We start from the raw sequence: 23,862 nt of genomic DNA, 5'->3' as shown, positions 1-23,862 counted from the left end.
GGGTCACAGGAAAGCGGCCCCCGCGGTTGCGGGGGAACTCCTAGGCCTTCCAGGTCGGCTCAGACCTGTCACACATGTTCGTGGGAACACTCACCTTCGACCTGCTGCTGGGCGACGTCCACTCGCTCAAGGAGAAGCGTTCGATCGTGCGGCCCATCGTGGCCGAACTGCAGCGCAAGTACAGCGTGTGCGCTGCCGAAGTCGGGAACCAGGACCTGCACCGCCGGGCCGAGATCGGCCTCGCGGTGGTCTCCGGCGAGCACCGGTTCGTCACGGAGGTCCTGGACAACTGCGAGCGGCTGGTCGCCGGCCGCCCCGAGGTGCAACTGCTCTCCGCGAGGAGGCGGTACTACGGCGACGACGATGATTGAGGTCGGGTCCGGTGGTGGAACGTCGCCACCGTCACACCGACGAGGACCGAGAGCGCTCACAAGGCTGGGCGCGGGCCGGTACTTTGGGGCGTGGGCCCCGAGGACCGCGGGCCGACGTCAGTCGGCCGCAGTACCGTGCCCACAGCACGAGGAGGCAATGTGACCGACACCGCAAGGGCGCGCAAGCTCGCCGACCGCATCCAGGTGGTCGTCGCCGAGACCCTGGAACGGCGGATCAAGGATCCGCGGCTGGGCTTCGTGACCATCACCGACACCCGCGTCACCGGTGACCTGAGGGAGGCCACGGTCTTCTACACGGTCTTCGGCGACGAGACCGAGCGGGAGGCCACCGCCGCCGCCCTGGAGAGTGCCAAGGGCGTGCTGCGCTCCGAGGTCGGCAAGCAGACCGGGGTGCGCTTCACCCCGTCGCTGACCTTCATCGCGGACGCGCTGCCGGACAACGCCAAGAACATCGACGACCTGCTGGAGCGGGTGCGGCTCTCGGACGCGGCAGTGCGCACCGCGGCCTCCGGGGCTCAGTACGCCGGCGACGCCGACCCGTACAAGGTGCCGGCCGCCGACCGCGACGCGGACGACGACGCGGACGAGGACGAGTAGCCATGACCGCTGAGCCGGCGGCGGCCGGTTCGACGAGGGCGTCCGCCACCGAGGTGGCGGACGCCCTCGCGGTGCTTCCGGGCCAGCGCGAAGAGTCATTGGACGGCTTCGAGCTGGAGTGGCAGCGGATCCTGGCCGCGCTCGGCCAGGCCCTCACCATCGACCTGGTCTGCCACATCAGCCCCGACGCCGACGCGCTCGGCTCCGCCCTGGCGGCCGGCCTGGCGCTGCGCTCGCTCGGGCACGGCGTGCGGGTCTCGTTCGGCGACGACCCGCAGGTGGTGCCCGAGTCGCTCTCCTTCCTGCCCGGGCAGGAGCTGATCGTGCCGGCCGCCGCCGTGCCCGACGAGCCCGAACTGGTGCTCTGCCTGGACACCGCCTCCGAGGGCCGGCTCGGCCTGCTGCGGGACAAGGCCTTCGCGGCCCGCACCCTCGTGGTGCTCGACCACCACGCCTCCAACCCCGGCTTCGGCACCCACCGGATCATCGACCCGGCCGCGCCCGCCACCGCCGTGCTGGTGGACGAGCTGCTGCGGCGGCTGCGGGTGCCGCTCGACCGCGACCTGGCCACCTGCCTCTACGCCGGGATCGCCACCGACACCGGCTCCTTCAAGTACGCCGCCACCACCCCCGCCACCCACGAGCTGGCCGGCCGGCTGCTGGCCACCGGGATCCGGCACGACCTGATCTCCCGCCAGCTCTGGGACACCGCCTCCTTCGGCTACCTCAAGGTGCTGGCCGCCGCGCTGGACCGGGCCGCCTACGAGCCCGCCGCCGTCGGCGGGCGCGGGCTGGTGTGGACCTGGGTGCCCTACCAGGACCTGGTGCTCTACGGGGTGCCGGTGGAGGAGCTGGAGGGCCTGATCGACATCCTGCGCAAGCCGGCCGAGGCCGAGGTGGCGCTGGTGCTCAAGCAGGACCCGGACGGCACGCTGCGCGGGTCCTGCCGCTCCAAGGGAGCCGTGGACGTGGCCGCCGCGTGCGCCGCGTTCGGCGGCGGCGGGCACACCTCCGCGGCCGGCTTCTCGGTCCGGGAGAGCGTGCCGGCCGTGCTGGCGGCCTTCCGGGCCGCGCTCGACGACTGACGACAGAAAGAACCGATGAAGCGCAAAGGCACCGGGCCGGACGGCCTGGTCATCGTGGACAAGCCCGAAGGCATCACCTCGCACGGCGTGGTCGCCCGACTGCGCCGGCTGGCCGGGACCAGGAAGGTCGGCCACGCCGGCACCCTGGACCCGATGGCCACCGGGGTGCTGGTGATCGGGATCGAGCGGGCCACCCGGCTGCTCGGCCACCTGATGCTGACCGACAAGACCTACGAGGCGACGATCCGGCTCGGCCAGACCACCGTCACCGACGACCGGGAGGGCGAGGTCACCGCCTCGGTGCCGGCCCTCGGGCTGGAGCGGGCGGCGATCGACGCCGGGATCGCCGAGCTCACCGGCGAGATCCTCCAGGTGCCGTCCAAGGTCAGCGCGATCAAGATCGACGGGAAGCGGTCCTACCACCGGGTCCGCGAGGGCGAGGACTTCGAGCTGCCCGCCCGCCCGACCACGGTGCACTCCTTCACGGTGCACGGGCTGCGCGAGGCGGTGGCCGAGGACGGCACCGCGGTGCTCGACCTGGACGTCACCGTGGAGTGCTCCTCCGGCACCTACATCCGGGCGCTGGCCCGCGACCTGGGCGCCGGGCTCGGCGTCGGCGGGCACCTGACGGCGCTGCGGCGGACCAGGGTCGGGCCGTACGAGGTGGCCGGGGCGCACACCCTGGAGCAGCTGGAGGAGACGTTCTCGGTGCTGCCGATCGGCGAGGCCGCCGCAGCCGCGTTCCCGCGCTGGGAGCTCGGCGAGGAGGACGCCCGGCGGCTGGCCACCGGCGCCCGGCTGGCCGCGCCCGGGCTCGGGGTGGCCGGGCCGATCGCGGCCTTCGCGCCGGACGGCACCTTCCTGGCGCTGGTCGAGGAGAAGGGCGAGCAGGCCCGGCCGGTCGCCGTCTTCGTCGGCTGACCCGCTCCTCCGCCGCCGTCGGGCTGTTCGGGGGCGCGCTCACCCGCACGGGCGAGCGCGCCCGCAGGCCCGCCTCACCCGCACGGGCGAGCGCGCGCAGTGAACGCCCGTGGTGAAGGGGGCGCCCGGGGTCGCCGCGGCGGCCACCTGGGCAGGCTCCCCGCGGTGCCGGCCGCAGCGGGAGGGCAACGATGACGAGTGGCCAGCGGCTCGACGCCGTAGTAGATCTGACGATCCGTCAACTCGCCCGGGCGACGGCCGGACCGGCCCGCATCGCCGAACTGGCCGCCGACCGGGTGCCGCGCGCCGACGGGCTCGCCGGCGAGGAACCCGGCAGCGTGCTCACCGTGCTGGTCGGCGAACCCGGCAGCGGGCGGACCACCGAACTGGCCGCACTCGCCGTGCGCCGGGCCGGCGGAACCGCCCCCCTGCCCACCCTCTGGCTGCGCGGCGCCGACCTGCGCCCCGGCGACCGCGGCCCACTGGCCGCCGCCGAACGGGCCCTCGGCGCCCCGCTCGCCGAAGCCGCCGCCTGCTGCGCCGAGGCCGGCCGCCCGCTGCTGGTGCTGCTGGACGGCCCCGAGGAGGCGCCCGCCGCACTGGACGCCGACTGGTGGGCCGACGCCGTCCGGCAGGCCGCGGAGCTGGGAGTGCGCCTGCTGGTCGCCTGCCGCCCGGAGAGCTGGGAGACCGGGCCGTCGCCGACCGCCGCCCGGGAGGGCCTCGCGCACGCCCGGCTGCACCGGCTCGGCCCGCTGCACGGCGAGGACCTGGCGCTGGCCGCCGCGCACTACGGCGTGCCCGTGCCGCCAGGCCGGGGGTACCCCCTGCTGCTCCGCCTCGCCGCCCCGCTGCACCGGGAGGGCCTGGACACCGCGGCCGCCGACTTCGCCGAGCTGGCCGGCGGCTGGCTCGACCTGCACTGCCTGCGGATCGCCCGGCGGATCGCCGCCGCCGACCGCCCCGCCTCGCACCGCCGCGGCCGCACCGCCCAGCCGGCCCCGGCGGCCGCGGCGCCCGAGCCGCCGCCGGGCGCACTGCGCCGACTCGCCGCCACCGTGGCAGGCCGGGTGCACGAGGCGGCCCGGCGGATGCTCGGCGCCGGCCAGGGCGCGCTCGCCCCGGCCGCCTTCGCCGAGCTCTTCCCGACCGCCGGCGGCTGGGGCCGGGCCGTGCTCGCCGAGGGCCTGTTCGTGCCGGTCGGCGACGGCTACCGGCTGGCCCACGAGGCGGTGGCCGACTGGCTGCAGGGCCGGCACCTGGACCTGGCCGGCGCGGCGGCCCGGCTGCTCGCCACCCGGGAGCGCCCCGGCGTGCCCCGCCACCGGGCCGGCGCGGTGTCCGCCGCCCTGCGCGGGCTCGGCGAGCGGCACGGCGCCGGGGCGCTGGAGCCCTGGCTGCACCGGTTCCGGCAGGTGCTCGACGACCCCGCCGCCGGCGAGGAGGCGCACTGGTGGGCGGCCCGGCTGCTGCGGGCCGGCCTGGCCGGCAGCCCGGACCCGCAGGCGCACGCCGAACTGCTCGACCGGCTGGCCGAACGGCTCGCCGGCGACGGCCCGAACGGACCGCTGACCGGCTTCGGCGCCGCCTTCTGGGAGGCCCTCGCGCTGCCCGCCGCGCGGCGCTGGGCGCTGCTCGCCGTGCTGGTGCGCGCCGACGGCCCGGACCAGGCGCACCTGCGCTCCGCCGCCGCCCGGCTGCGCGCCGACGGGCCCGCCGCGCTGGCCCACCTGTGCGCCTGGTTCAGCGACGGGCGCGGCCTGCCGGCCCGCCCCGGCAGCACCGTCGCCGACCTGGCCCAGGACCTGCTCTACGCCCACCGGGCCTTCGCCGTCGACGAGTTGACGGAGGCTCTGGTGGCCGCCGCGCACCCCAGGGCGGACGCGCTGCTGACCGTGCTCGCTGTCGAGGAGCCCTCGGCGCTCTGCCGGGCGGTGGACCGGTGGAGCCACGACGGGCGCCCGGAACGCCACGTGGCCGCCGCCGTGCACGGGCTGCGCGCCGCGCCGTACGCCGGTCCGACCGGCCGTCAGCTGCTCGGCTTCGCCGCGCTCGCCCTGCTCGCCCGGGAGGCCGAGCCAGGGCTGCACGGCGCCGCCCTGGCGCTGCTGGTGCGCGACCCGGCGACCCGGGCCGACCACTTGGCGGCCGCGCTCGCGGCCTACGCGGCCGACGACCCGTTCGTCACCCCCGAGGTGCTGGTCACCGCGCTGGGCACCGACCCGGCCGCGGTGCTGGGCGCCTTCGAGGCCCGGCTCGGCCGGCCCGGCGGGGCCGTCGCGCCGGTGCTGCGGGTGCTCGCCGAGGCCCCGCCGCTCACCGGCGCCGCCGCTCCGAGCGGGCTGCCCGACCCGGCCACCCGGCTGGCCGGGCGGCTGCTGCGCGGCAGTCCTGAGAGAGCCGAGCTGGTCGCCGACTACCTGGGCCATCGGCTCGCCCTGGGCACCGCGGGACCGGGCGACCTGACCGCGCTGCTCGGCGCCGGGGCCGAGGACCGGCCGGTCGCGGTGCGCCGGGCCTTCGCCCTGGTGCTGGCCCAGCCGGCCCCGGCGTCCGGCGGGGGCCACCCCCACGGCGCTCGGCTGCGGCGGGAGTTCCTGGACCGGCTGCTCGCCACCGAGCGCGACCCGGCCGTGCTGGAGCCGCTGCTGGAGCGGGTGGCCCAGCAGGCGGGGCGGGAGGAGGACGAGCGCAGCCGCACGGTGGTGCGGCGGATCACCGATGCCTGGAACCGCGGCGAGGGCGGGCCGGCCCGGCTGGACGCGCTGCTGGTGCGCTGCGCCGGCCGCTGCGCCGCCTTCGCGCTGCTGCTGGCCGACTGGCCGGCGGCCGCCCGCCCCCCGGTCGGCGGTGCGCTGCTGGCCCGGATGCGGGAGTCGGTGGCGCGGGGCCGCGACCCGCAGTACGCCGCCGCCGAGGCCGAGCGGTCCGCCGGCGTCACGGCCCGGAGCCCGGGGGCTCCGGGAGAGGTGCGGCCGGTGATCGCGGCCCCGGTCGGCGCAGCGGGTGTTCCGGTGCCGGGACGGCCGGGGGCGCATGGCACGCTATAGGGGTTCGAGTCCGTGCGGTCGAGCCCCCTGAGCGGGGCTGGTGTGGAAGAGGAGCGGTCAGGGTGCAGCGCTGGCGCGGCCTGGAGGAGATTCCCGGCGACTGGGGACGCAGCGTCGTCACCATCGGTTCCTTCGACGGTGTGCACCTCGGGCACCAGCTGGTCATCGACCAGGTGGTGAACCGGGCCCGGGAGCTGGACGCGAAGGCCGTCGTGGTCACCTTCGACCCGCACCCGAGCGAGGTGCTGCGCCCCGGCAGCCACCCGCCGCTGCTCGCCCCGCACCCGTTCCGGGCCGAGCTGCTGGCCGCCCGCGGGGTGGACGCGGTGCTGGTGCTGCCGTTCACCGCCGAGCTCTCCCAGGAGTCGCCGCAGGACTTCGTGCGGCGGGTGCTGGTCGAGGCGCTGCGCGCCCGGCTGGTGATCGAGGGGCCCAACTTCCGCTTCGGGCACCGGGCGGCGGGCAACGTGGCGCTGCTGGCCGAGCTCGGCCGCGAGGACGACTTCGAGGTCGAGGTGCTGGACCTGAAGGTGCGCGGCACGGCGGGCGGCGGCGAGCCGTTCTCCTCCACCCTGGTCCGCCGGCTGGTCGCCGAGGGCGACGTGACCGGCGCCGCCGAGGTGCTCGGCCGGCCGCACCGGGTCGAGGGCCTGGTGGTGCGCGGCGCCCAGCGCGGGCGCGACCTCGGCTACCCGACCGCCAACGTGGACACCGTGGCGCACAGCGCCGTCCCGGCCGACGGCGTCTACGCGGGCTGGCTGACCGCCGCCGGCGACCGGATGCCCGCGGCGATCTCGGTCGGCACCAACCCGACCTTCGACGGCACCGCCCGGACGGTGGAGGCCTACGCGATCGACCGGGTCGGCCTGGACCTGTACGGGCTGCACGTGGCCGTCGAGTTCCTGGCCTTCCTGCGCGGGATGGAGAAGTTCGACAGCATCGAGGCGCTGCTCGACCGGATGGCCGACGACGTCAAGCAGGCCCGGGAGATGACCGGCTGACGCACCGACGGCTGAGGCCCCGTCCGATCACTCGGACGGGGCCTCAGCCGTGTGCGGTCAGGGCTGCTGCGGCGGGTAGCCGTAGCCGGCCGGGGGCTGCTGGTGCTGCTGCGGGGCGCGGCCCGGGTAGCCGTGGCCCGGCGGCGGGCCGTCCTGCTGCTGCGGGGCCGGGGCGCCCTGCTGCGGGCCGGGGTGCCAGGGCTGGCCGGCTTGCGGGCCGCCCTGGGGGTAGCCGTAGCCCTGCTGCGGGGGCGGGTAGCCGCCCTGCTGCGGGCCGGGGTGCCAGGGCTGCGGCTGGGCCGGGCCGGGCTGGGCCGCCCACTGCTGCTGCGGCGGCTGGCCCTGGGCGGGACCGGCGGCCTGCTGCTGCCAGCCGCCGGCCTGCTGCTGCGCGTGCTGGGCCCGGACGATGTCCTCGCCGACCAGGGTGGCCAGCTCGAAGTAGGCCTCGCGCACCTTGGGCCGCATCATGTCCAGGTTGACCTCGGCGCCGGCGGCCAGGCTCTCGTCGAACGGCACCACCACGACGCCGCGCGAGCGGGTCTGGAAGTGCGCCACGATGTCCTCGATCCGGATCATCTTGCTGGTCTCGCGGACCCCCGAGACCACCGTGATGCTGCGCTGCACCAGGTCGGCGTAGCCGTGCGCGGAGAGCCAGTCCAGGGTGGTGCTGGCGCTGCTGGCGCCGTCCACGCTCGGGGTGGCGACGATGATCAGCTGGTCGGCCAGGTCCAGTACCCCGCGCATCGCGCTGTACAGCAGACCGGTGCCGGAGTCGGTCAGGATGATCGGGTACTGGCGGCCCAGCACGTCGATCACCTGGCGGTAGTCCGAGTCGTTGAAGGTGGTGGAGACGGCCGGGTCCACGTCGTTCGCCAGGATCTCCAGGCCGGAGTTCTGGTCCTGCGAGGTGAACTGACGGATGTCCATGTAGCTGCGCAGGTGCGGGATCGCCGTCACCAGGTCGCGGATGGTGGCGCCGGTCTGGCGCTTGATCCGGCGGCCCAGGGTGCCGGCGTCCGGGTTGGCGTCGATCGCGATCACCTTGTCCTGGCGCTCGCTGGCCAGGGTGGCGCCGAGCGCCGTGGTGGTGGTGGTCTTGCCGACGCCGCCCTTGAGGCTGATCACGGCGATCCGGTAGCAGCTCAGCACCGGGGTGCGGATGACGGTGAGCCGGCGCTCGCGCTCGGCCGCGGCGGCCTTGCCGCCGAACTTCAGCCGGGGCGTCTGGCGCTGCTGCTTGGGCTGGCTGCGCAGCAGGCGCTCGGAGTTGAGCTCGACCGCGGCGGTGTAGCCGAGCGGGGCGCCCTGCGCCTGCGGCTGCGGGGCGGGCTGCTGGAAGGCCGCCGGGGGCTGGGGCACGCCCTGCTGCTGCCCGGGGTACGGCTGCGGGGCGGGCTGGGCGGCCTGGGGGGCCGGCGCGCTCTGCGGGTGCGGGACGGCGGGGCCGGGGGCGGGCTGCGGCGCGGGCTGCTGCCAGCCGGTGCCCTGCGGCCAGCCGCCCTGGCGCGGGTCCACCGGGGGCTGCGGGGCCTGCGGCTGCTGCGGGGGCTGGACCTGCTGGACCTGCGGTGCCTGGGCGTACGGCGGCTGGGCGTGCGGGCCTTGGGCGTGCTGCGGCGGCTGCTGCTGGGCGGCCCAGGACGGCTCCACCGGCTGCTGCGCTGCCTGCGGGTGCGGCGCCTGGTGCTGCGGCGGCACCTGCTGCCCGCCCTGCTGCAGCAGGTGCGGAGGGTAGGCGGCGGCCGGGTAGGCGCTCGGCTGGCCGGACTGCGGCGCGGGCTGCCCGGCGAGCTGCGGCGGGGCCATCAGGAAGGAGGTCGCCTCGGTGCCCGGGGCGACCGCCGCGGCCGGCCAGCCGGGAGCACCGGCCTGCGGTGCGGCGGCCTGCTGCGCGGCGGGCTGGTCGACGACCGGAGCGGGCGTCGGTGCGGGCGCGGGCACCGGTGCGGGCGCGGCCTGGACCGCCACCGGGGCGACCGGCGCGGGCTGTTCGGCGACCGGCACGGGCGCGGGCCCGGGAGCGGGGGCCGGCGCGGGTGCGGGCACCGGAGCCGGCGCCACCGGCTCGACCGGCAGCCCCGGCCCGGGCACCACGGGCTGCGCGGGGGAGGCCGCGGGCTGCGGCGCGGCCGACTCGCCCTGGGTGTACCAGGACGGGGGAGTGTAGTCGGGCGCGTCTGACCAGTCGTCGTCGTCCTCTGCCGCGTTGTCGCCGACGTAGACGCCGTCCCGATCGCTGCTCACCTTGGCTCCCTCGTGTTCGCCGCCGCTGTTCGCGGTGCCGTAGGCACAAGACTAGAACCTGTACCTTGCCAGGTTGAGTGCGCCTTCGGGAGCGCCGGGGCCCGGACAGGGCCCCCGACGGGCCGTCAGTCGACCCGGCGGGGCGGCCCCAGCAACTGCTGCTCGGCCGGGACCGGCTCGGTCCGGACGTACTGCCGGCGGATCCGGGTGGACCAGAGCGTCAGGTCGTCGGTCAGCGTCGGCAGGGTGGCCACGTCCTGGCCGGGCAGCGTGAGCACCCGGCCGACCAGCTCGGCCTCCTGCGGCGAGACCCGCTGCACGCCGACCAGGTCGGCGGTGTTCAGCACCCGGGCGGCGTTCGGCCCGAGGAACGGCAGCAGGGTCAGGGTGGACTGCCACGGGCTGGCCGAGAGCCGGCTGCGCGGCGGGCGCGGCCCGAGGTCGCGGACCACCAGCACCGGCGCCGAGACCGAGGCGCCCTGCGCGCCGAGGCGGCCGATCTGGTGCACCGTCAGGCAGGGCTGCCCACCGCCGGCGGCCTGCGCCAGCGGTGACCAGAACTGCGGGCGGGCGGTCTCCACCGCCACCCGGGCGCCGGTCGCGGCGGCCCGCAGCGCCAGCACCTGGGCCGTCCACATGCCGCCGACCAGCACCACGTCGTAGGCGGTGGGCCGGAACAGGCCGAGCACGGCGGGGCGGCGCTCGGCGTCCTCGCCGATCACCACGCCGTCGTCGCCGACCGGGAAGGAGAGCGCGGAGAGCTCGTCGGCGGCCAGCACGTGCTGTTCGCGGCGCGGGCCGCGCAGGCCGAAGCCGGCCCGGATCCGGGCGATCCGGCCGCGCTCGGGGTCGGCCTGCGGGGCGGTGGCCGGACGGGTCTGGTAGGCCATCAGCAGGTTCCCCCGAGCGGCAGGGTGGCGAGCAGGCCGGGGGCCTGCTCCTGGTCGAGCCGGCTGAGGCCGAGGCCCGCGCTCTGCGCGCGCTGCTCCAGCTGCCGGCCGAACTGCGCGGCGTCGTGCTCGCTGCGGGCGACCACCCGGACGTGGCCGCTGAGCGCCACCGCGTCGCCGGTGCCCGGGCGGGCGGTGAGGCTGAACGCGCTGGCCAGCGCGGGCACGCCGGTGAGCAGGTTGACCAGGTCCGGGGCGGTGGTCCGGCCGGCCCGGCCGTCGCGCAGGCCGAGCTGCGGCCAGCGGGAGACCCAGTAGGTGGTGTGGTAGCGGTCGTCCACCCGCCAGAACCGGCGCATCTCCTGGGTGCGCCGGTTGACCTGGCCGCCGGAGCCGCTGCCCTGCCGGCCGGTGGTGGCCAGCGGGTTGGCGCAGGTGGCGATGGAGAGCGCGGCGATCAGCTCCCGCTCGTCCAGCACGGTGGCGGTGAAGCCGGCGCTGTTCAGCCGGCCGGCCAGCTGGTCGGTGACCCGCTGCAGTGCCTTGCGGGCGCCCTCCTCGCCGCCGCCGCGGGCCAGCACGGCGGTGGCGGCGCGCTCCGGGTCGAGCTTGAGCGCGACCCAGGTGAGCCGCAGCGCGGGGGTGGTGGGGCCGCCCGGCAGCTCCCGGTAGGCCCGGGCGGCCAGCGCCTGCTCGGGCAGGTGCGGGGCGGGTGCGGGCTGGGTGTGCTGCACCACCTGGATCGACTCCAGGGCGATGTCGTCCACCCGCAGCGCGGAGCAGACCACGTCCAGCGGGAGGGGCAGCGTGGTGCGGGTCGGGCGCAGCGGCTGGTCCTTGGCCTGCACCAGCAGCACCGAGGTGAGGAAGGTGCCGTCGCCGATCATGCCGGTCTCGCGGCGCACCGGGCGGCCGCCGCCGAGGTCGGCCTCGGTGGCGTGGGTGCAGGTGCGCAGCGCCGGGTCGAGCTCCAGGGCGGGGGCGAGGGCCGGGTCGGTGCCGGGCGGCACGCTGCCGGGGCTCTCGCGGCGGCGGGCCCGCTGGGCGGAGCGCACCCGCAGGGCCTCGCCCAGGGTGCGGCCGCGCACCGGGACCAGGGCGAAGACCAGCAGGACCAGGGCGGGCACGGCGGCGCCGATCGCCGCCATCCGGTCGATCGTCCAGCCGACCGCGACCAGGGCGGCGGCGACCTCGACGAGCACCAGCTGCTGGAGCCGCAGTCGGCGGCCGAGCAGGCCGGGCCTGGGGTGCACCTTCAGGGTGACCGGGGGCGTCCCGGACTGCGGTGGCGTTGCTGGCACGGGCGCGGTCGGGGCCGGGGCGGCCGCCCGGCCGCCCGCCCTGCGCCGCCTCGAAGCGGTCTTGCTCGGCATCCCCCGGGTGCCCCCTCTGAATCGCTGTCACGGCCCGGCTGATTCGCCGTCACGGCCCGGCTGGCCGGGCGCGGAACTGTACCCGTACGGTACTCACCGTCAGCCGCATCGTAGAGGGTTGGGCGGTCGGCGGGCCCGGCGGGCGGCAGAATGGCCCGCCGGACGCTCGAACAGGGGAGACGGGGCAATGGCATCGAGGCGGGACGAGCTGAACGCCTACACCTTCGCGCGCAAGCGCACGGTGGGCGCGTTCCTGCAGCCGGAGGGCGGGGGCAGCGACGAGGACGCGCCGCGGCCGGTCCGCGCGCTGGTGCCCTCGCTGGTGGTCGGTGCCCTGGTGATGGCGGGCTTCGGGCTCTGGGGGATGATCAAGCCCGGTGCGCCGGTGGGCTGGGACAGCGGCAAGAACGTGATCGTCGGCAAGGACTCGACCACCCGCTACGTGTTGCTGACCGACCAGGACGGCACCAAGCGGCTGCACCCGGTGGTCAACATGGCCTCGGCGAAGCTGGTGCTGCCGGCCGATTCCAGCGTGGTCTTCGTGGCCGACTCGGTGCTGGACCAGTACAAGTGGCACGGCGCCACGATCGGCATCCCGTTCGCCCCGGACAAGCTGCCCACCTCGGCGGACGCGGCGAAGCCGAAGACCTGGTCGGTCTGCGACCGCCCGGGCGCGGACGCCTCGCACCCCAACCAGAGCGTCTTCCTGGCGGCCGACGCGGACGCGGCGGCGCTCGCCAGCCCGACCCGCGTGCTGACCGGTGGTCAGAACCTGTACGTGCAGGTGAAGAACGACGACGGCTCGGCGGGGCCGACCTACCTGGTCGATCCGAGCGACACCAGCCACCAGATCGGCGCCCCCGGCGACAACGTGCCGGCGCTGCAGCGCGCGCTCTTCGGCAACCAGGCGAAGCCGGAGACGGTCACCGCGCAGTGGCTGGGCACCCTGCACCCCGGCACCCCGATCACCTTCCCGAGCGTGAAGGGGATGGACCCGAACCACCAGGTGCGCTCCTCGGTGCCGCTGTCCGACCAGACCGAGCGGGTCGTCGGCCGGCTGTTCACCACCGAACAGCGGGACGCCTACTACGTGCTGGGCAGCGACCACCTCTACAAGGTGTCGGCCTTCCAGGCGCAGCTGATGCAGCTGAACCCGGCGACCCAGGTCGCCTACAGCAACGCCGGCCCGGCGCCGACCATCGCCCAGCTCACCCCGAAGGACCTCAACGCCGTCCAGCCCGAGGAGGACGACTCGGCGATGCAGGCCCCGGGCGACTGGCCGGCGGCGCAGAGCGGGGCCCCGCTGAACAGCGGCGACGCGGCGAGCGGGCAGCCGGTGATCTGCTCGACCTTCAAGGGCACGTACACCACCAGGCCGGACGGGACGGTGGTCCCCGACCAGACCGTCTGGGCCGGCCCCGACTTCCCGGCCCCGGTCACCACCGGGGCCAACACCGCGCACGTCAGCGCGGGCCACGGCCTCTTCTACCGGGCGATGGACAACGGCAACCAGAACGGCTCCGGCAGCAACTTCCTGATCACCGAGACCGGCCTGCGCTACTCGGTGCCGGCCAACAGCGAGGGCACGGTGGCCGGGCAGTCCCTGTCGCCGGCCCCCTCGCCGAGCCAGCAGCCGGCCCAGCCGCAGGTCAACGAGGCGCAGGCGCGCCTGGGTTACCAGGGGGACACCCCGGTCAACGTGCCCAAGGCGTGGTCGGACCTGATCCCGGCGGGCCCGGCGCTGAACACCAACGCCGCCACCCAGGAGCAGAACTCCTGAGGCCGCAGGCCGGGTTGGGCGGGCGTGCTGCGGACCGGAACTACGTCATGACTGGGTAACCAATCGGAAACCGGTGTTGGGCCGGTCAGTGGTCACGGCTACAGTGCTCGCAGACGTCACACCGTGATGTCCTTCGGGTGGGCAGGGTGACGAGACACCCGGAGAAGTCAGTCTCATGGGGGACGGTGGAACATGGCTGGTACTTTCACGACGACCGCTGAGGAGATGCGGGCGTTCTCGAAGCACATCAACGATGTCGCCGGGCAGATCCAGAGCGAGATCGGCAAGCTCAACTCGCTGATCGACGAGATCGCGGCCGGCTGGCAGGGCCAGGCGGCGACCGCGTACCACACGCTCCAGTCGCAGTGGAACGACGACGCGACCGCGCTGAACAAGGTGCTGCTCGACATCGCGGGTGCGATCGACACCACGACCAAGAACTACTCGCAGACCGAGTCGGCGCAGAGCGGCAACTTCGGCGGCAGCGCTGCCTGAGCAGGCGCTCACGGCAACGCCTCCAGCGGGTGGCTCGCCCAGTCGAACCGCCTGGTCCACCATTCACTGACAAGGAGCCAGACATGTCTGACGGTCACATCAAGGTCACGTTCGAGACGATCCAGAACGCCGGCGCGGCGGTCCGCGGCGGCGCCACCACCATCCAGGGCCAGCTGGACGAGCTGCGCGCCAAGGTGGTCGCCATCTGCGGTACCTGGACCGGCGCGGCGCAGGAGGGCTACAACCAGCGCCAGGCCGTTTGGGACAGCAAGGCGAAGGACCTGCACGAGACCCTGCTCAAGATCGCCGGAGCGCTCGACGACGCCCACGCGCACTACACCGCGACCGAGGCCGCGAACGCGGGCATCTGGCACGCGTGATCCGTCGCTCCGCGGAGCACGGTGCTGGGCACGAACGGGAGCGGGCGTCCGAGCGGGCGCCCGCTCCCGCGCTGTGCCGGTTGATCTTCCGGCTTGATCTTCTGGCTGACGCTGTGACGGGGTGACGGGGTGAGGGAAGTCGTGGTGAGGCGGACGCTGGGGCGGTCGGCGGCGATCGCGGCGGTGCTGGGCCTGTTGGGGACCGGGCCGGCGCAGGCATCGGATCCGGGCGCCACCTCGTGGACGCCGCTCGGGATCTCGGCCGCGGGCAACTGCACCTTCCCGGCCCCGGACGTGCCGGCCGAGCCGTGGGCGCTGCAGCGGGTGCAGCTGGACCGGCTCTGGCAGACGGCGACCGGCAAGGGCGTGACGGTCGCGGTGATCGACACCGGGGTGGACCCGACCAACCCGCAGCTGGCGCGGCCGGGCAAGGTGATCTCGGGCACCACCTACCTGATGGACAAGTCGCAGAACCCGCCGGTGCAGGCCCAGGGCGGTTCCACCACCGACCCGGTGGGCCACGGCACCAAGGTGGCCGGGATCATCGCCGCCACCCCGATGCCCGGTGTCGGCTTCGTCGGTCTCGCGCCCGACGCGAACATCCTGACGATCCGTCAGAACGACGACGCGGGCGACGGCGACGTCAACACGTTGACCCAGTCCATCAACGAGGCGGTGAAGGACCGGCAGGCGGACAACGTCCGGGTGATCAACATCTCCCAGGACGTCAGGTCGGTCGGCGGCAGCCCCGACTTCACCGGCAGCGCCGGGCTCCAGCAGGCGCTGGCCGCGGCCGAACAGGCGGGCATCGTGGTGGTCGCCGCCTCCGGGAACGACGGCCAGGGTCAGCCCACCTACCCGGCCGCCTACCCGACGGTGCTCGCGGTCGGCGCCTCCGACCGCAACAACGAGCGGGCCTCGTTCTCGCAGTACGGCGACTTCGTCCAGGTGGCCGCCCCCGGGGTGGACATGCTCTCCACCGTGCCGAGCCACGGCCAGTGCGTGGACGACGGCACCAGCTTCGCCGCGCCCTACGTGGCGGGCGTGGCCGCGCTGCTGGTGCAGGAGTACCCGAACTGGACCCCGCGGCAGATCCGGGCCCGGATCGAGCAGACCGCGCAGCGCGTCGAGCGCGGCCGCAACGCGTACATCGGCTGGGGCGTGGTGGACCCGCTGAAGGCGGTCACCGACACCTCCGCGCCGGCCGACGCCCCGGCGGCCGACCCGGCGGTCCGGCTGGACAACACGCAGATCATCCCGCAGCCGCTCGGCCTCGGTGAGACCCAGGCCGACCGTGACCGCCGCACCGCCACCTACGTGCTGGGCACCGCCGTGGTCGCGGTCGCCGCGCTGTTCGGCGGCACGGTGGTGCTGCGCGACCTGCGCCGGCGCCGGGCGGTGCGGTAGCCGGGCGCGCCGAACGCGCGAGGGCCCGGACACCCCCAGCGGTGTCCGGGCCCTCGCGCGTGGTGGATCGGGGCGGGTCAGACCTGCTCGTCCTCCGGCAGGGTGATCACCCAGCGGGTCTCCTGGCGCGGGCGCAGGTAGAAGGCCCAGTAGAGCGAGGCGACGGCGGTGATCACGCCGGTCCAGACCAGCGCCTTGTGGTCCTGCTGGGTGAGCACGTAGCCGAGCGCCACGATCAGCAGCACCGGCAGCACCGGCCACAGCGGCTGGCGCCAGGCGGGCACGTCCTTGTGGGCGCCGCGGCGGGAGAGCAGCGCGCCGACCGCGACCAGCAGGTAGAGCGCGCTGACCGCGACACCGGTGATGTTGCTCAGCAGGTTGCCGGGGACGAAGCAGAAGGCGGCGCCGGGCAGGCCGACCGCCAGGGTGGCGATCCACGGGGCGTTGAACCGGTTCAGCGTGCCGAAGGCCTTGTTGACCGGCTCCGGCCAGGCCTTGTCGCGGCCGGAGGCGAACAGCACCCGGGAGTTCTGGATCACCATCACGATGCCGGCGTTGATGATCGCCAGCGCGATGCACAGACTGATGAAGGTGCCCAGGGCCGAGTCGCTCCAGCCGGCCACCATGCCGGAGATGTCGCCGGCGGTCAGGGTGGCCAGGTCGGGGGCGCCCAGGGTGATCGCGACCACCGGGACCATGATGACCACGACGGACAGGCCGAGCGTCCACAGCACGGTGCGGGCGACGTTGCGGCGCGGGTTCTCCAGCTCCTCGGAGAGGTAGATGGCGGTGGAGAAGCCCTGGGTGACGAAGAGCGCCACGCCCATCGCGCCGACGATCCCGCCCAGGCCGACGGTGCTGGTGATGCCGTGGCCGTCGGCGGTCACGCCGTGCAGCAGGGTGCCCAGGCCGCGCTGCTGGTGGGCGAAGCCGAGCACCGAGACGACACCGGCCGCGATCACCTCCAGCACCAGGAAGATGCCGGTGATCCAGGCGTTGGCGCGCAGGTCGAGCAGGCCGGCCACGGTGGCCGCCAGCATCACCGCGGCACCCGCCAGCGGGGCGCTGACGTGCACGATCGGGGCCAGGTAGGCGGCGGTGCCGAGCGCGATGACCGAGGGGACGATCATCACCACGATCAGCGACTGGATGAAGGAGAGCCAGCCCGCGAAGCGCCCGGCCAGGGTGCCGACCATGGCGTACTCGCCGCCGGCGCTGGGGATCAGGGTGCCCAGCTCGGAGTAGGCGAAGGCGACCGCGACGCAGATGATCGCGCCGATCCCGATGGTCATCGCGGTGGCGGTGCCCAGCGTGTTGAACAGGCCGGGCACCAGGACGAAGAGCGAGGACGCCGGCGTGACGCAGGAGAGCGTGAGCAGCGTTCCGCCCACGACGCCGAGTGAGCGGGCCAGCTTGCGCGGTGCCTCCGCGGTACTGACCGTCACCGCGGGGGTGGTGGCGGGTGGGCGAAGCGTGTCGGTCATGGACGGGATCCGATCGGCTCAGCGCGGCTTTGCGCGTCCTGTGCGGTGCTGGGGTGGGGAGCGGTATCGCCTCCGGGTGGGGGTCCGCTGGGGTCCTGCGTGGTGTCGCTCCCGAGTCGCCAATGGTGGGCGGGCGTATGGGTCGCGTCAATGCCGGTTGACCTTCGGAATCCGTTGCGGTAGCCCGCATAACCATCCGAAGTGAAGATCACGTTCTGCTGTCACCACTGATGTCCGACTTGTTAACTTTGGCCAACCGGGCATGAATCAAAGGTGAACGCTCGTGACGGCACATGAATCAAAGGTCTGGCTGGCCGCTCATCGCGGCAGCACCAGGGGCCTCCCGGCCCGCCGCACCGCCGCCGCACCCCCGCCGACCGGCGACGATAACCGCAGCCGAGGGCCGGAAAATCGTCGATAACTTTCCGGCTTCCGGACACCCGGAGACACCGAGGGCCGGGTGCGGTGAACGCACCCGGCCCTCGGTCATCACTCACCGTGACTAGGTCACGGGCAGCCAACCGGTCTGCACCATCTGGCCCGAGGTCACCCGGCGGGAGACGAAGACGCCCCGGCCCGGCGGCAGCGGCTGCGGCTTGGCGGTGCCCAGCAGCGCGCCCTCGTCCTTGTTGCCGGAGAGCAGCACGCCCTGGCCGCCCAGCTCGCGCATCCGCTGCATCAGCGGCTCGTAGAGCGAGCGGCCCGCGCCGCCGGCGCTGCGCGCGATGATCACCCGCAGGCCGATGTCCCGGGCGAACGGCAGGAACTCGGCCAGTGGCGCCAGCGGGTTGCCCGAGGAGGTGGCGACCAGCTCGTAGTCGTCCACGATCACGAACATGTCCTTGCCGCTGTACCAGCTGCGGTTGCGCAGCTGCTCGGCGGTCACGTCCGGACCGGGCAGCCGGCGGGCGCAGGCGCCGCGCAGCATCTCCACGATCGAGCTGAGGGCCGGCTGCGCCGCCGCGTACTCCACCAGGTACTCCGGCGGCACCGTGCCGAGCAGCGCGCGCCGGTAGTCGCCGATCACGATGCCGGCCTGGTCGGGGGTGTAGCGCTCGGTGATCTGCTTGACCAGCATCCGCAGCAGCGCCGACTTACCGGACTCGCTGCCGCCGAAGACGATGAACAGCGGGTCGGTCTCGAAGTTGACGAAGACCGGCGCCATCTCGATCTCGTCCAGCCCGAAGGCCACGCCGCGCTCGGGCACCTCGAAGCCCTTGGGCAGCGAGTCGCCGTCCAGCACGGCCGGCAGCATCCGCACCTGCGGCGCCCGCGGGCCGCTCCAGGCCGCGTTCACCGCCTCCACCAGCCCGGCCACGCCGGTCACCAGGTCGTCGGTCTCCGAGGAGCCGTCGATCCGCGGCAGCCCGCTGAGGAAGTGCAGCTTGCCGGAGGTCAGGCCGCGGCCGGCCGCGCCCTGCGGCACGTTCTGCGCCACCCGGCGGTCGACCTCCGACTCCATCGGGTCGCCGAGGCGCAGCTCGGTGCGGTTCTGCAGGGCGTCCTTGAGCGCCGGGCGGACCTCGGCGTAGCGGGCCGCGGTGAGCACCAGGTGCACGCCGTAGCCCAGACCGCGCTGGGCGATGTCGTTGATCACCGGCTCCAGCGGCTCGAACTCCTGCCGGAAGGTCAGCCAGCCGTCGATCACCAGGAAGACGTCGCCGAACTGCTCGTCCGGCAGCTGCCCGGCGGCCCGGCGGGTGCGGTAGGTGGTGATCGAGTCGATGCCGGTGGCCCGGAACAGCTCCTCGCGGCGGTTCAGCACGCCGTGCACCTCGGCGACCATCCGGCGCACCTTGTCGGCGTCCAGCCGCCCGGCCACCCCGCCGACGTGCGGCAGCCCCTGGATCGACTGGAAGCCGCCGCCGCCGAAGTCCATCAGGTAGAACTGCGTCTCCACCGCGGTGTGGGTGAGCGCGAAGCCCGCCACCATGGTGCGGATCAGGGTCGACTTGCCCGAGCGCGGACCGCCGACCACCAGGCCGTGGCCGGCCGCGCCGGAGAAGTCCTGGTAGAGCACGTCGCGGCGCTGCTCGCGCGGCTTGTCCACGATGCCCACCGGCACCACCAGCCGGCCCAGCGCGCCGAACTCCGGCGAGGTCAGCCCGCGTTCCGGGGCGGCCAGCAGCGGCGGCATCAGCTGGTCCATGCTCGGCGCCTCGTCCAGCGGCGGCAGCCACACCTGGTGCGCGGCCGGGCCCTGGCCGGTCATCCGCTGCACGATCACGTCCAGCACGGTGTCCACCAGCGCGTCGTCCAGCTGCGGCTCCGGTTCGGCCACCGGCTCGACCGGCGCCTGCACCGGCACCAGCGCGGCGGTGAACCGCACCGGCTGCACCCCGGACACCCGGCCCGCCGAGCGCTGCTGGCCCGGCGCCCGGTACGGACCGGAGACGTAGGCCGCCTTGAACCGGTCCATCACGTCGGTGCCGAACTTCAGGTAGCCGACACCGGGCACCGGCGGCAGGTGGTAGGCGTCCGGCACGCCGATCGCGGCCCGCGACTCGGCGGCCGAGAAGGTGCGCAGACCGATCCGGTAGGAGAGGAAGGTGTCCAGGCCGCGCAGCTTGCCCTCCTCCAGGCGCTGCGAGGCGAGCAGCAGGTGCACCCCGAGTGACCGGCCGATCCGGCCGATCTGGATGAACATGTCGATGAAGTCCGGCTTGGCGGTGAGCAGTTCGGAGAACTCGTCGATGATCAGCACCAGCGAGGGCAGCGGGTCCAGCGCCGCGCCGGCCGCCCTGGCCCGCTCGTACTCGTTCAGGTTGGCGTAGTTGCCGGCCGAGCGGAGCAGCTCCTGGCGCCGGTTCAGCTCGCCCTCGATGGCGTCCCGCATGCGGTCCACCAGGGTGAGCTCGCCCTCCAGGTTGGTGATCACCGCGGAGGTGTGCGGCATGTCCGCCATGCCGGCGAAGGTCGCGCCGCCCTTGAAGTCGGCGAGCACGAAGTTCAGCGTCTCCGAGGAGTGCGTCATCGCCAGGCCCAGCACCAGGGTGCGCAGCAGCTCGGACTTGCCGGAACCGGTCGCGCCGACGCACAGGCCGTGCGGGCCCATGCCCTCCAGCGCGGCCTCCTTGATGTCCAGGTGGACCAGCTCGCCGCCCGCCCCGACACCGATCGGCACCCGCAGCTTCTCGTGCTGGGCGCGCGGCCGCCAGGTCCGCGAGACGTCCACCGAGCCGGCGTCGCCGACCCCCATCAGGTCGGTGAAGTCCAGGTTGGAGAGCAGCGGCTCGTCGTCACCGCCGGCCGAGATCCGGTACGGCGCCAACTGCCGGGCCAGCGCCTCGCTCTGCCAGGCCGACAGGGTGTCCGGCACGCCCTCGTAGGCGGCGCCGGAGGCCGACTGGAGCAGCAGCTCCTGCGGCGACACGGTGATCAGCAGGTGCCCGGTCGGCTCGTCCAGCTCGCCCGGCACCACCTCGATCACGGTCACCCCGTGCACCCCGTCGATGCCGGCCAGCACCGAGTCCGGCGGGATCGAGGCGCCGTCCAGCACCACCACCAGGTGCGGCTGGTCGGAGCTCGGCTGGGCGTCCCGGGAGAACCGCTGGCGACCGGCCAGCTCGTCCGCGAGCAGGCCCTCCAACTCGCCCAGGCCCGCCGCGATCAGCCGCCGCGAGCCGGCGCCGTCGGCCTCCTTGCGGTGCTGGGTGTGCGGCAGCCACTTGGTCCACTCCCACTCCTCCAGCGCGCCGGGGGCGGCGGCCACCGCGACCACCAGGTCGTCGGGCGCGTGCAGGGTGGTCAGCTGGGCGATCATCGCCCGGACGCTGCCGTAGACGGTGTCCGGGTCGCCGCAGACCGTGATGTGGTAGAAGGCGCGCAGCGCCACCGCCAGCGGCAGGTCCTGCAGGGTGCCGTGGGCCTGCAGGAAGGTGCGCATCGCGTCGGCCGAGAGCGGCTCCAGCTCCTCCATCGGCGCGGTCTGCGGGGCCACCAGCGGGGTGCTCAACTGCTGCGGGCCGCGGCCGATCCGGATCTGCGCGAAGTCCGGGTCGCCCGGGCGGCGCTCCCAGAGCCGGCGGCCCTCGGCCACGATCGACCAGAGCTGGTCCGGCTCGGGGTGCAGGTAGAGCTGGGCGCCGCGCTGCTGCTCGGCCGTCTTGCGGACCTGACGGCGCATCTGCTGGAGGTACTTCAGGTAGTCCCGGCGCTCGTCCGCGAGTCCGGCGTTGCCGCCCTTGCGGGCCTTGATCACCTGAGCCACCGCCATGCCGCCGGTGGAGGCGAGCATCAGCACGCCCATCACCCGCATCATCGGGGCCGCGCCGGGCATGAAGAAGAAGGCCGCCGAGCCGCCCATGCCGAGCATCGGCAGCAGGCTCATCATCCAGTCGTCGCCGCCTCCGCGGGCCAGTTCCGGCGGGGCGACCAGCTCCACCGGCTCCTCCGGCACCACCGGGGGGTAGGCCCGGGCCGGACGCTTGACCGTTACGACACTCATGTACCGCCCTCACGCGACTCGACAGGTCCTCGGCGGGGCTTCCCCTGTGTGTACGACGCTCGTGCCCCCGCGCGCGCAGGGGCCGATCCTACCCAGCCCCGCCGGGCCCGGGCCGGTGGAGTACCGCCGGACCAGCGCGGCGGTGCCAGACGGTAGGGTGACGCAGCGCCAACTCTGGGTCAGCGGAAGCAGTGAGCAGTAAGGGGGAGCACTGTTGAGTGCCAACACAGCGACCGGATTCTGCCGGGTCACCGTTGTGGCGCCGGACAGCCGGATCGACGTCGCGCTGCCGGAGGACGTGCCGCTGGCCGACGTCTACCCCGAGGTGCTGCGGCTCTCCGGCCAGACCCAGCAGGAGGGTGCGCCGACCGGCTTCCATCTGGTCCGCCGGGACGGCACGGTGCTGGACAGCGGCCTGCCGCTGGCCGCCCAACAGGTCCGCGACGGCGACCTGCTGAGCCTGCGCCCGTTCGCCGAGTCGCTGCCGCCGGCCGTCTACGACGACGTGGCGGACGCCATCGCCAGCGCGGTGGAGGCCGACCGGCGGTTCTGGACCCCCGACCTGATGCGGGCGTTCGGCCTGACCGGCTCGACCCTGCTGATCGTGCTGCTCGGCTTCGCGCTCTGGTTCTCCGACCTGCGGCACGACATGCACGGCCTGCCCGGGGTGCTCTCCGGCGTGGCCGCGGTGGTGCTGGTCGGCTTCGCCGGCGTCCGGGCCCGGGTCTACGACGACACCGGCGCCGGGGTGGCGCTGGGCATCGGCGCACTGCCGCACGCGCTGATCGCGGGCACCGGGGTGCTCGCGGTCGCGCACCGCTACGAGGGCCCGGGCCGGCTGCAGTTCCTGGTCGGCTGCGTGGCGGTGCTGATCGTCTCGGTGCTGCTGGTCGGCCTGCTGCCGGAGCGCGACTCGGTCTTCGTCGCGGCCGCCTTCCTGGCCGCCGCCGGCACCCTGGCCACCTTCGCCGCGGTGCTGCTGCCGTCCACCCCGGTCAGCCACATCGCCGCCGTCGCCGGGGTGGCCGCGGTCGCCGCGGTCGGTTTCCTGCCGGCCCTGTCGGCGCGCTTCGCCCGGCTCCCGGTCGGCTTCAGCGCCCCCGGCCAGACCCGCACCCGCAGCAGCCGGCTGGCCGAGGAGACCAGCCGGGCCGAGGCGGTGCAGTACGAGCGGATCGCCCACCAGGCCCGGCGCGGCCACGAGGTGCTGGTCGGCCTGGTCGGCGGCTCGGCCGCCGTGGTGGTCGGCGCCTGCGCGGTGCTCGGCTTCAGCGACGCGATGTACCCGCAGCTGCTGGCGCTGGCGCTGGGCGTCTCGACGATGCTGCGGGCGCGGCTGTTCCGCTACACCGCGCAGGTGTTCAGCCTGACCGTCGCCGGCCTGGTGGGCCTGGGCCTGCTGATCCTGGGCCTGTCGCTGAACACCCCGCTGTTCATCCTGAAGGCGACCAGCACCACCGCGGTCGACCTGCGGACGATCTGGCTGGGCGGCTCGGTCGCGCTCGGCGCCGCGCTGCTCACCGCGATCGCCCTGGTGGTGCCGCGCCGCGGGGTGTCGCCGTTCTGGGGCCGCATCCTGGACCTGGTGGACAGCCTGCTGCTGATGTCGCTGGTGCCGCTGGCGCTGGCCGTGCTGAACGTCTACGCCTTGGCCAGGGGCGCTACCAGCTAGCCGTTGACCGGACGGTACGAACCGGCTGGTACGCTGGGGCCTCCGAGTCAAATGGAGATCCTGTGCCGTAGACCAGGATCGCTCGGTCATCAGAGAAGGAGTCGCCGTGGCACTCGCCGCCGACGTCAAGAAGCAGCTCATCGCCGAGTTCGGCCAGAAGGAGGGCGACACCGGCTCTCCCGAGGTGCAGGTCGCGATGCTCTCGCGCCGCATCTCGGACCTGACCGAGCACCTGAAGTTCCACAAGCACGACCACCACAGCCGTCGTGGCCTGCTGATCCTGGTGGGTCAGCGCCGTCGCCTGCTGCAGTACCTGGCCAAGAAGGACATCGAGCGCTTCCGTGCGCTGGTTGACCGTCTGGGCATCCGCCGCGGCGCCGCCGGCGGCATCCGCTAAGACTGCCGCCCGGGGCGGCTCCCCACTCGGGGAGCCGCCCCTCGCGCGTACCGGCCCGCGAATTTCTTGGGTCCGCCTCCCGGGGCGGCCGAGATTCGCACCGTAGGGTTGTGGGCATGCCGGGTGGTGGCGCGATCACCGCGCCCACGCCATCCGCACGACAACCCCAAGCGGGACGAAGGCTTCAAACGGAAGCCGCCCGCAGCCAGGAGAGCGTCCAGACGCCCACCGCTGGAGGCCTGGC

17 protein-coding genes are annotated in these 23,862 nt (G+C 74.5%); 12 read left to right on the top strand and 5 right to left on the bottom strand.

Annotated features, from left to right (window positions below; translation table 11 throughout):
- Positions 1-74: 74 nt before the first annotated feature.
- The 6 genes from FHX73_RS07310 to FHX73_RS07285 all read left to right on the top strand — a co-directional run bounded on the left by FHX73_RS07310 (position 75) and on the right by FHX73_RS07285 (position 7,046).
- Positions 75-371 carry a DUF503 domain-containing protein gene (locus tag FHX73_RS07310; RefSeq protein WP_145904209.1) on the top strand — a complete coding sequence of 99 codons (297 nt, stop codon included), beginning with the start codon at positions 75-77 and terminating at the stop codon, positions 369-371.
- A gap of 159 nt (positions 372-530) precedes the next feature.
- Positions 531-989 carry a 30S ribosome-binding factor RbfA gene (rbfA, locus tag FHX73_RS07305; RefSeq protein WP_145904208.1) on the top strand — a complete coding sequence of 153 codons (459 nt, stop codon included), beginning with the start codon at positions 531-533 and terminating at the stop codon, positions 987-989.
- Between the two features lie 2 nt (positions 990-991).
- Positions 992-2,074 carry a DHH family phosphoesterase gene (locus FHX73_RS07300; protein ID WP_145904207.1) on the top strand — a complete coding sequence of 361 codons (1,083 nt, stop codon included), beginning with the start codon at positions 992-994 and terminating at the stop codon, positions 2,072-2,074.
- Positions 2,075-2,089: 15 nt separating this feature from the next.
- Positions 2,090-2,995 (top strand): tRNA pseudouridine(55) synthase TruB, encoded by a 906-nt coding sequence (truB, locus tag FHX73_RS07295; protein ID WP_145904206.1) that lies wholly within the window; start codon positions 2,090-2,092, stop codon positions 2,993-2,995.
- Between the two features lie 191 nt (positions 2,996-3,186).
- Entirely contained in the window at positions 3,187-6,045 is a 2,859-nt protein-coding gene (locus FHX73_RS07290) for a P-loop NTPase family protein (RefSeq protein ID WP_145904205.1), read from the top strand.
- A 62-nt stretch (positions 6,046-6,107) separates the two neighbouring features.
- Positions 6,108-7,046 (top strand): bifunctional riboflavin kinase/FAD synthetase, encoded by a 939-nt coding sequence (locus tag FHX73_RS07285; protein WP_145904204.1) that lies wholly within the window; start codon positions 6,108-6,110, stop codon positions 7,044-7,046.
- Between the two features lie 57 nt (positions 7,047-7,103).
- On the opposite strand, the gene FHX73_RS07280 is transcribed toward FHX73_RS07285, so the two are convergent.
- The 3 genes from FHX73_RS07280 to eccE all read right to left on the bottom strand — a co-directional run bounded on the left by FHX73_RS07280 (position 7,104) and on the right by eccE (position 11,436).
- Positions 7,104-9,293, bottom strand: a complete 2,190-nt coding sequence (locus FHX73_RS07280; protein ID WP_145904203.1) for a MinD/ParA family ATP-binding protein — start codon at positions 9,291-9,293, stop codon at positions 7,104-7,106.
- Between the two features lie 125 nt (positions 9,294-9,418).
- Positions 9,419-10,183: a hypothetical protein gene (locus tag FHX73_RS07275; RefSeq protein ID WP_145904202.1), complete on the bottom strand. Its 765-nt coding sequence runs from the start codon at positions 10,181-10,183 to the stop codon at positions 9,419-9,421.
- The gene (gene eccE / locus FHX73_RS07270; protein WP_246213405.1) at positions 10,183-11,436 is read right to left on the bottom strand and encodes a type VII secretion protein EccE; all 1,254 of its coding nucleotides are present in this window, start codon (positions 11,434-11,436) and stop codon (positions 10,183-10,185) included. Before eccE ends, FHX73_RS07275 begins: the two co-directional genes overlap by 1 nt.
- 307 nt (positions 11,437-11,743) lie before the next feature.
- On the opposite strand from eccE, the gene eccB reads away from it, so the two are divergent.
- The 4 genes from eccB to mycP all read left to right on the top strand — a co-directional run bounded on the left by eccB (position 11,744) and on the right by mycP (position 15,618).
- Complete coding sequence (gene eccB / locus FHX73_RS07265; RefSeq protein ID WP_145904200.1) at positions 11,744-13,336, top strand: type VII secretion protein EccB; 1,593 nt, start codon at positions 11,744-11,746, stop codon at positions 13,334-13,336.
- A 192-nt stretch (positions 13,337-13,528) separates the two neighbouring features.
- Positions 13,529-13,831: a WXG100 family type VII secretion target gene (locus FHX73_RS07260; RefSeq protein ID WP_145904199.1), complete on the top strand. Its 303-nt coding sequence runs from the start codon at positions 13,529-13,531 to the stop codon at positions 13,829-13,831.
- Between the two features lie 83 nt (positions 13,832-13,914).
- Complete coding sequence (locus tag FHX73_RS07255; protein ID WP_145904198.1) at positions 13,915-14,211, top strand: WXG100 family type VII secretion target; 297 nt, start codon at positions 13,915-13,917, stop codon at positions 14,209-14,211.
- A 144-nt stretch (positions 14,212-14,355) separates the two neighbouring features.
- The gene (gene mycP, locus FHX73_RS07250) at positions 14,356-15,618 is read left to right on the top strand and encodes a type VII secretion-associated serine protease mycosin (RefSeq protein ID WP_170304869.1); all 1,263 of its coding nucleotides are present in this window, start codon (positions 14,356-14,358) and stop codon (positions 15,616-15,618) included.
- 77 nt (positions 15,619-15,695) lie between these two features.
- Here mycP and FHX73_RS07245 read toward each other — a convergent pair whose 3' ends face one another.
- The gene (locus FHX73_RS07245; RefSeq protein WP_145904196.1) at positions 15,696-17,102 is read right to left on the bottom strand and encodes an APC family permease; all 1,407 of its coding nucleotides are present in this window, start codon (positions 17,100-17,102) and stop codon (positions 15,696-15,698) included.
- A gap of 502 nt (positions 17,103-17,604) precedes the next feature.
- Complete coding sequence (gene eccCa / locus FHX73_RS07235; protein WP_145904194.1) at positions 17,605-21,549, bottom strand: type VII secretion protein EccCa; 3,945 nt, start codon at positions 21,547-21,549, stop codon at positions 17,605-17,607.
- 214 nt (positions 21,550-21,763) lie between these two features.
- Between eccCa and eccD the strand changes: the two genes are divergently transcribed.
- Entirely contained in the window at positions 21,764-23,221 is a 1,458-nt protein-coding gene (gene eccD, locus FHX73_RS07230; RefSeq protein ID WP_145904193.1) for a type VII secretion integral membrane protein EccD, read from the top strand.
- 106 nt (positions 23,222-23,327) lie between these two features.
- Complete coding sequence (gene rpsO, locus FHX73_RS07225; RefSeq protein WP_145904192.1) at positions 23,328-23,618, top strand: 30S ribosomal protein S15; 291 nt, start codon at positions 23,328-23,330, stop codon at positions 23,616-23,618.
- Positions 23,619-23,862 lie beyond the last annotated feature (244 nt).

The sequence above is a fragment of the Kitasatospora viridis genome, from assembly GCF_007829815.1.
Lineage (GTDB): Bacteria > Actinomycetota > Actinomycetes > Streptomycetales > Streptomycetaceae > Kitasatospora > Kitasatospora viridis.
Note: the sequence above shows the minus strand (reverse complement) of the source record. Positions and strands in the feature narration are given on the sequence as shown.

What these genes read in the sequence shown, in the direction of transcription:
- FHX73_RS07310 (WP_145904209.1), top strand. Translation starts at nt 75, where the DNA reads ATGTTCGTGGGAACACTCACCTTCGACCTGCTGCTGGGCGACGTCCAC.
- FHX73_RS07300 (WP_145904207.1), top strand. Translation starts at nt 992, where the DNA reads ATGACCGCTGAGCCGGCGGCGGCCGGTTCGACGAGGGCGTCCGCCACC.
- truB (WP_145904206.1), top strand. Translation starts at nt 2,090, where the DNA reads ATGAAGCGCAAAGGCACCGGGCCGGACGGCCTGGTCATCGTGGACAAG.
- FHX73_RS07290 (WP_145904205.1), top strand. Translation starts at nt 3,187, where the DNA reads ATGACGAGTGGCCAGCGGCTCGACGCCGTAGTAGATCTGACGATCCGT.
- FHX73_RS07275 (WP_145904202.1), bottom strand. Translation starts at nt 10,183, where the DNA reads ATGGCCTACCAGACCCGTCCGGCCACCGCCCCGCAGGCCGACCCCGAG.
- eccB (WP_145904200.1), top strand. Translation starts at nt 11,744, where the DNA reads ATGGCATCGAGGCGGGACGAGCTGAACGCCTACACCTTCGCGCGCAAG.
- FHX73_RS07260 (WP_145904199.1), top strand. Translation starts at nt 13,529, where the DNA reads ATGGCTGGTACTTTCACGACGACCGCTGAGGAGATGCGGGCGTTCTCG.
- FHX73_RS07255 (WP_145904198.1), top strand. Translation starts at nt 13,915, where the DNA reads ATGTCTGACGGTCACATCAAGGTCACGTTCGAGACGATCCAGAACGCC.
- FHX73_RS07245 (WP_145904196.1), bottom strand. Translation starts at nt 17,102, where the DNA reads ATGACCGACACGCTTCGCCCACCCGCCACCACCCCCGCGGTGACGGTC.
- eccCa (WP_145904194.1), bottom strand. Translation starts at nt 21,549, where the DNA reads ATGAGTGTCGTAACGGTCAAGCGTCCGGCCCGGGCCTACCCCCCGGTG.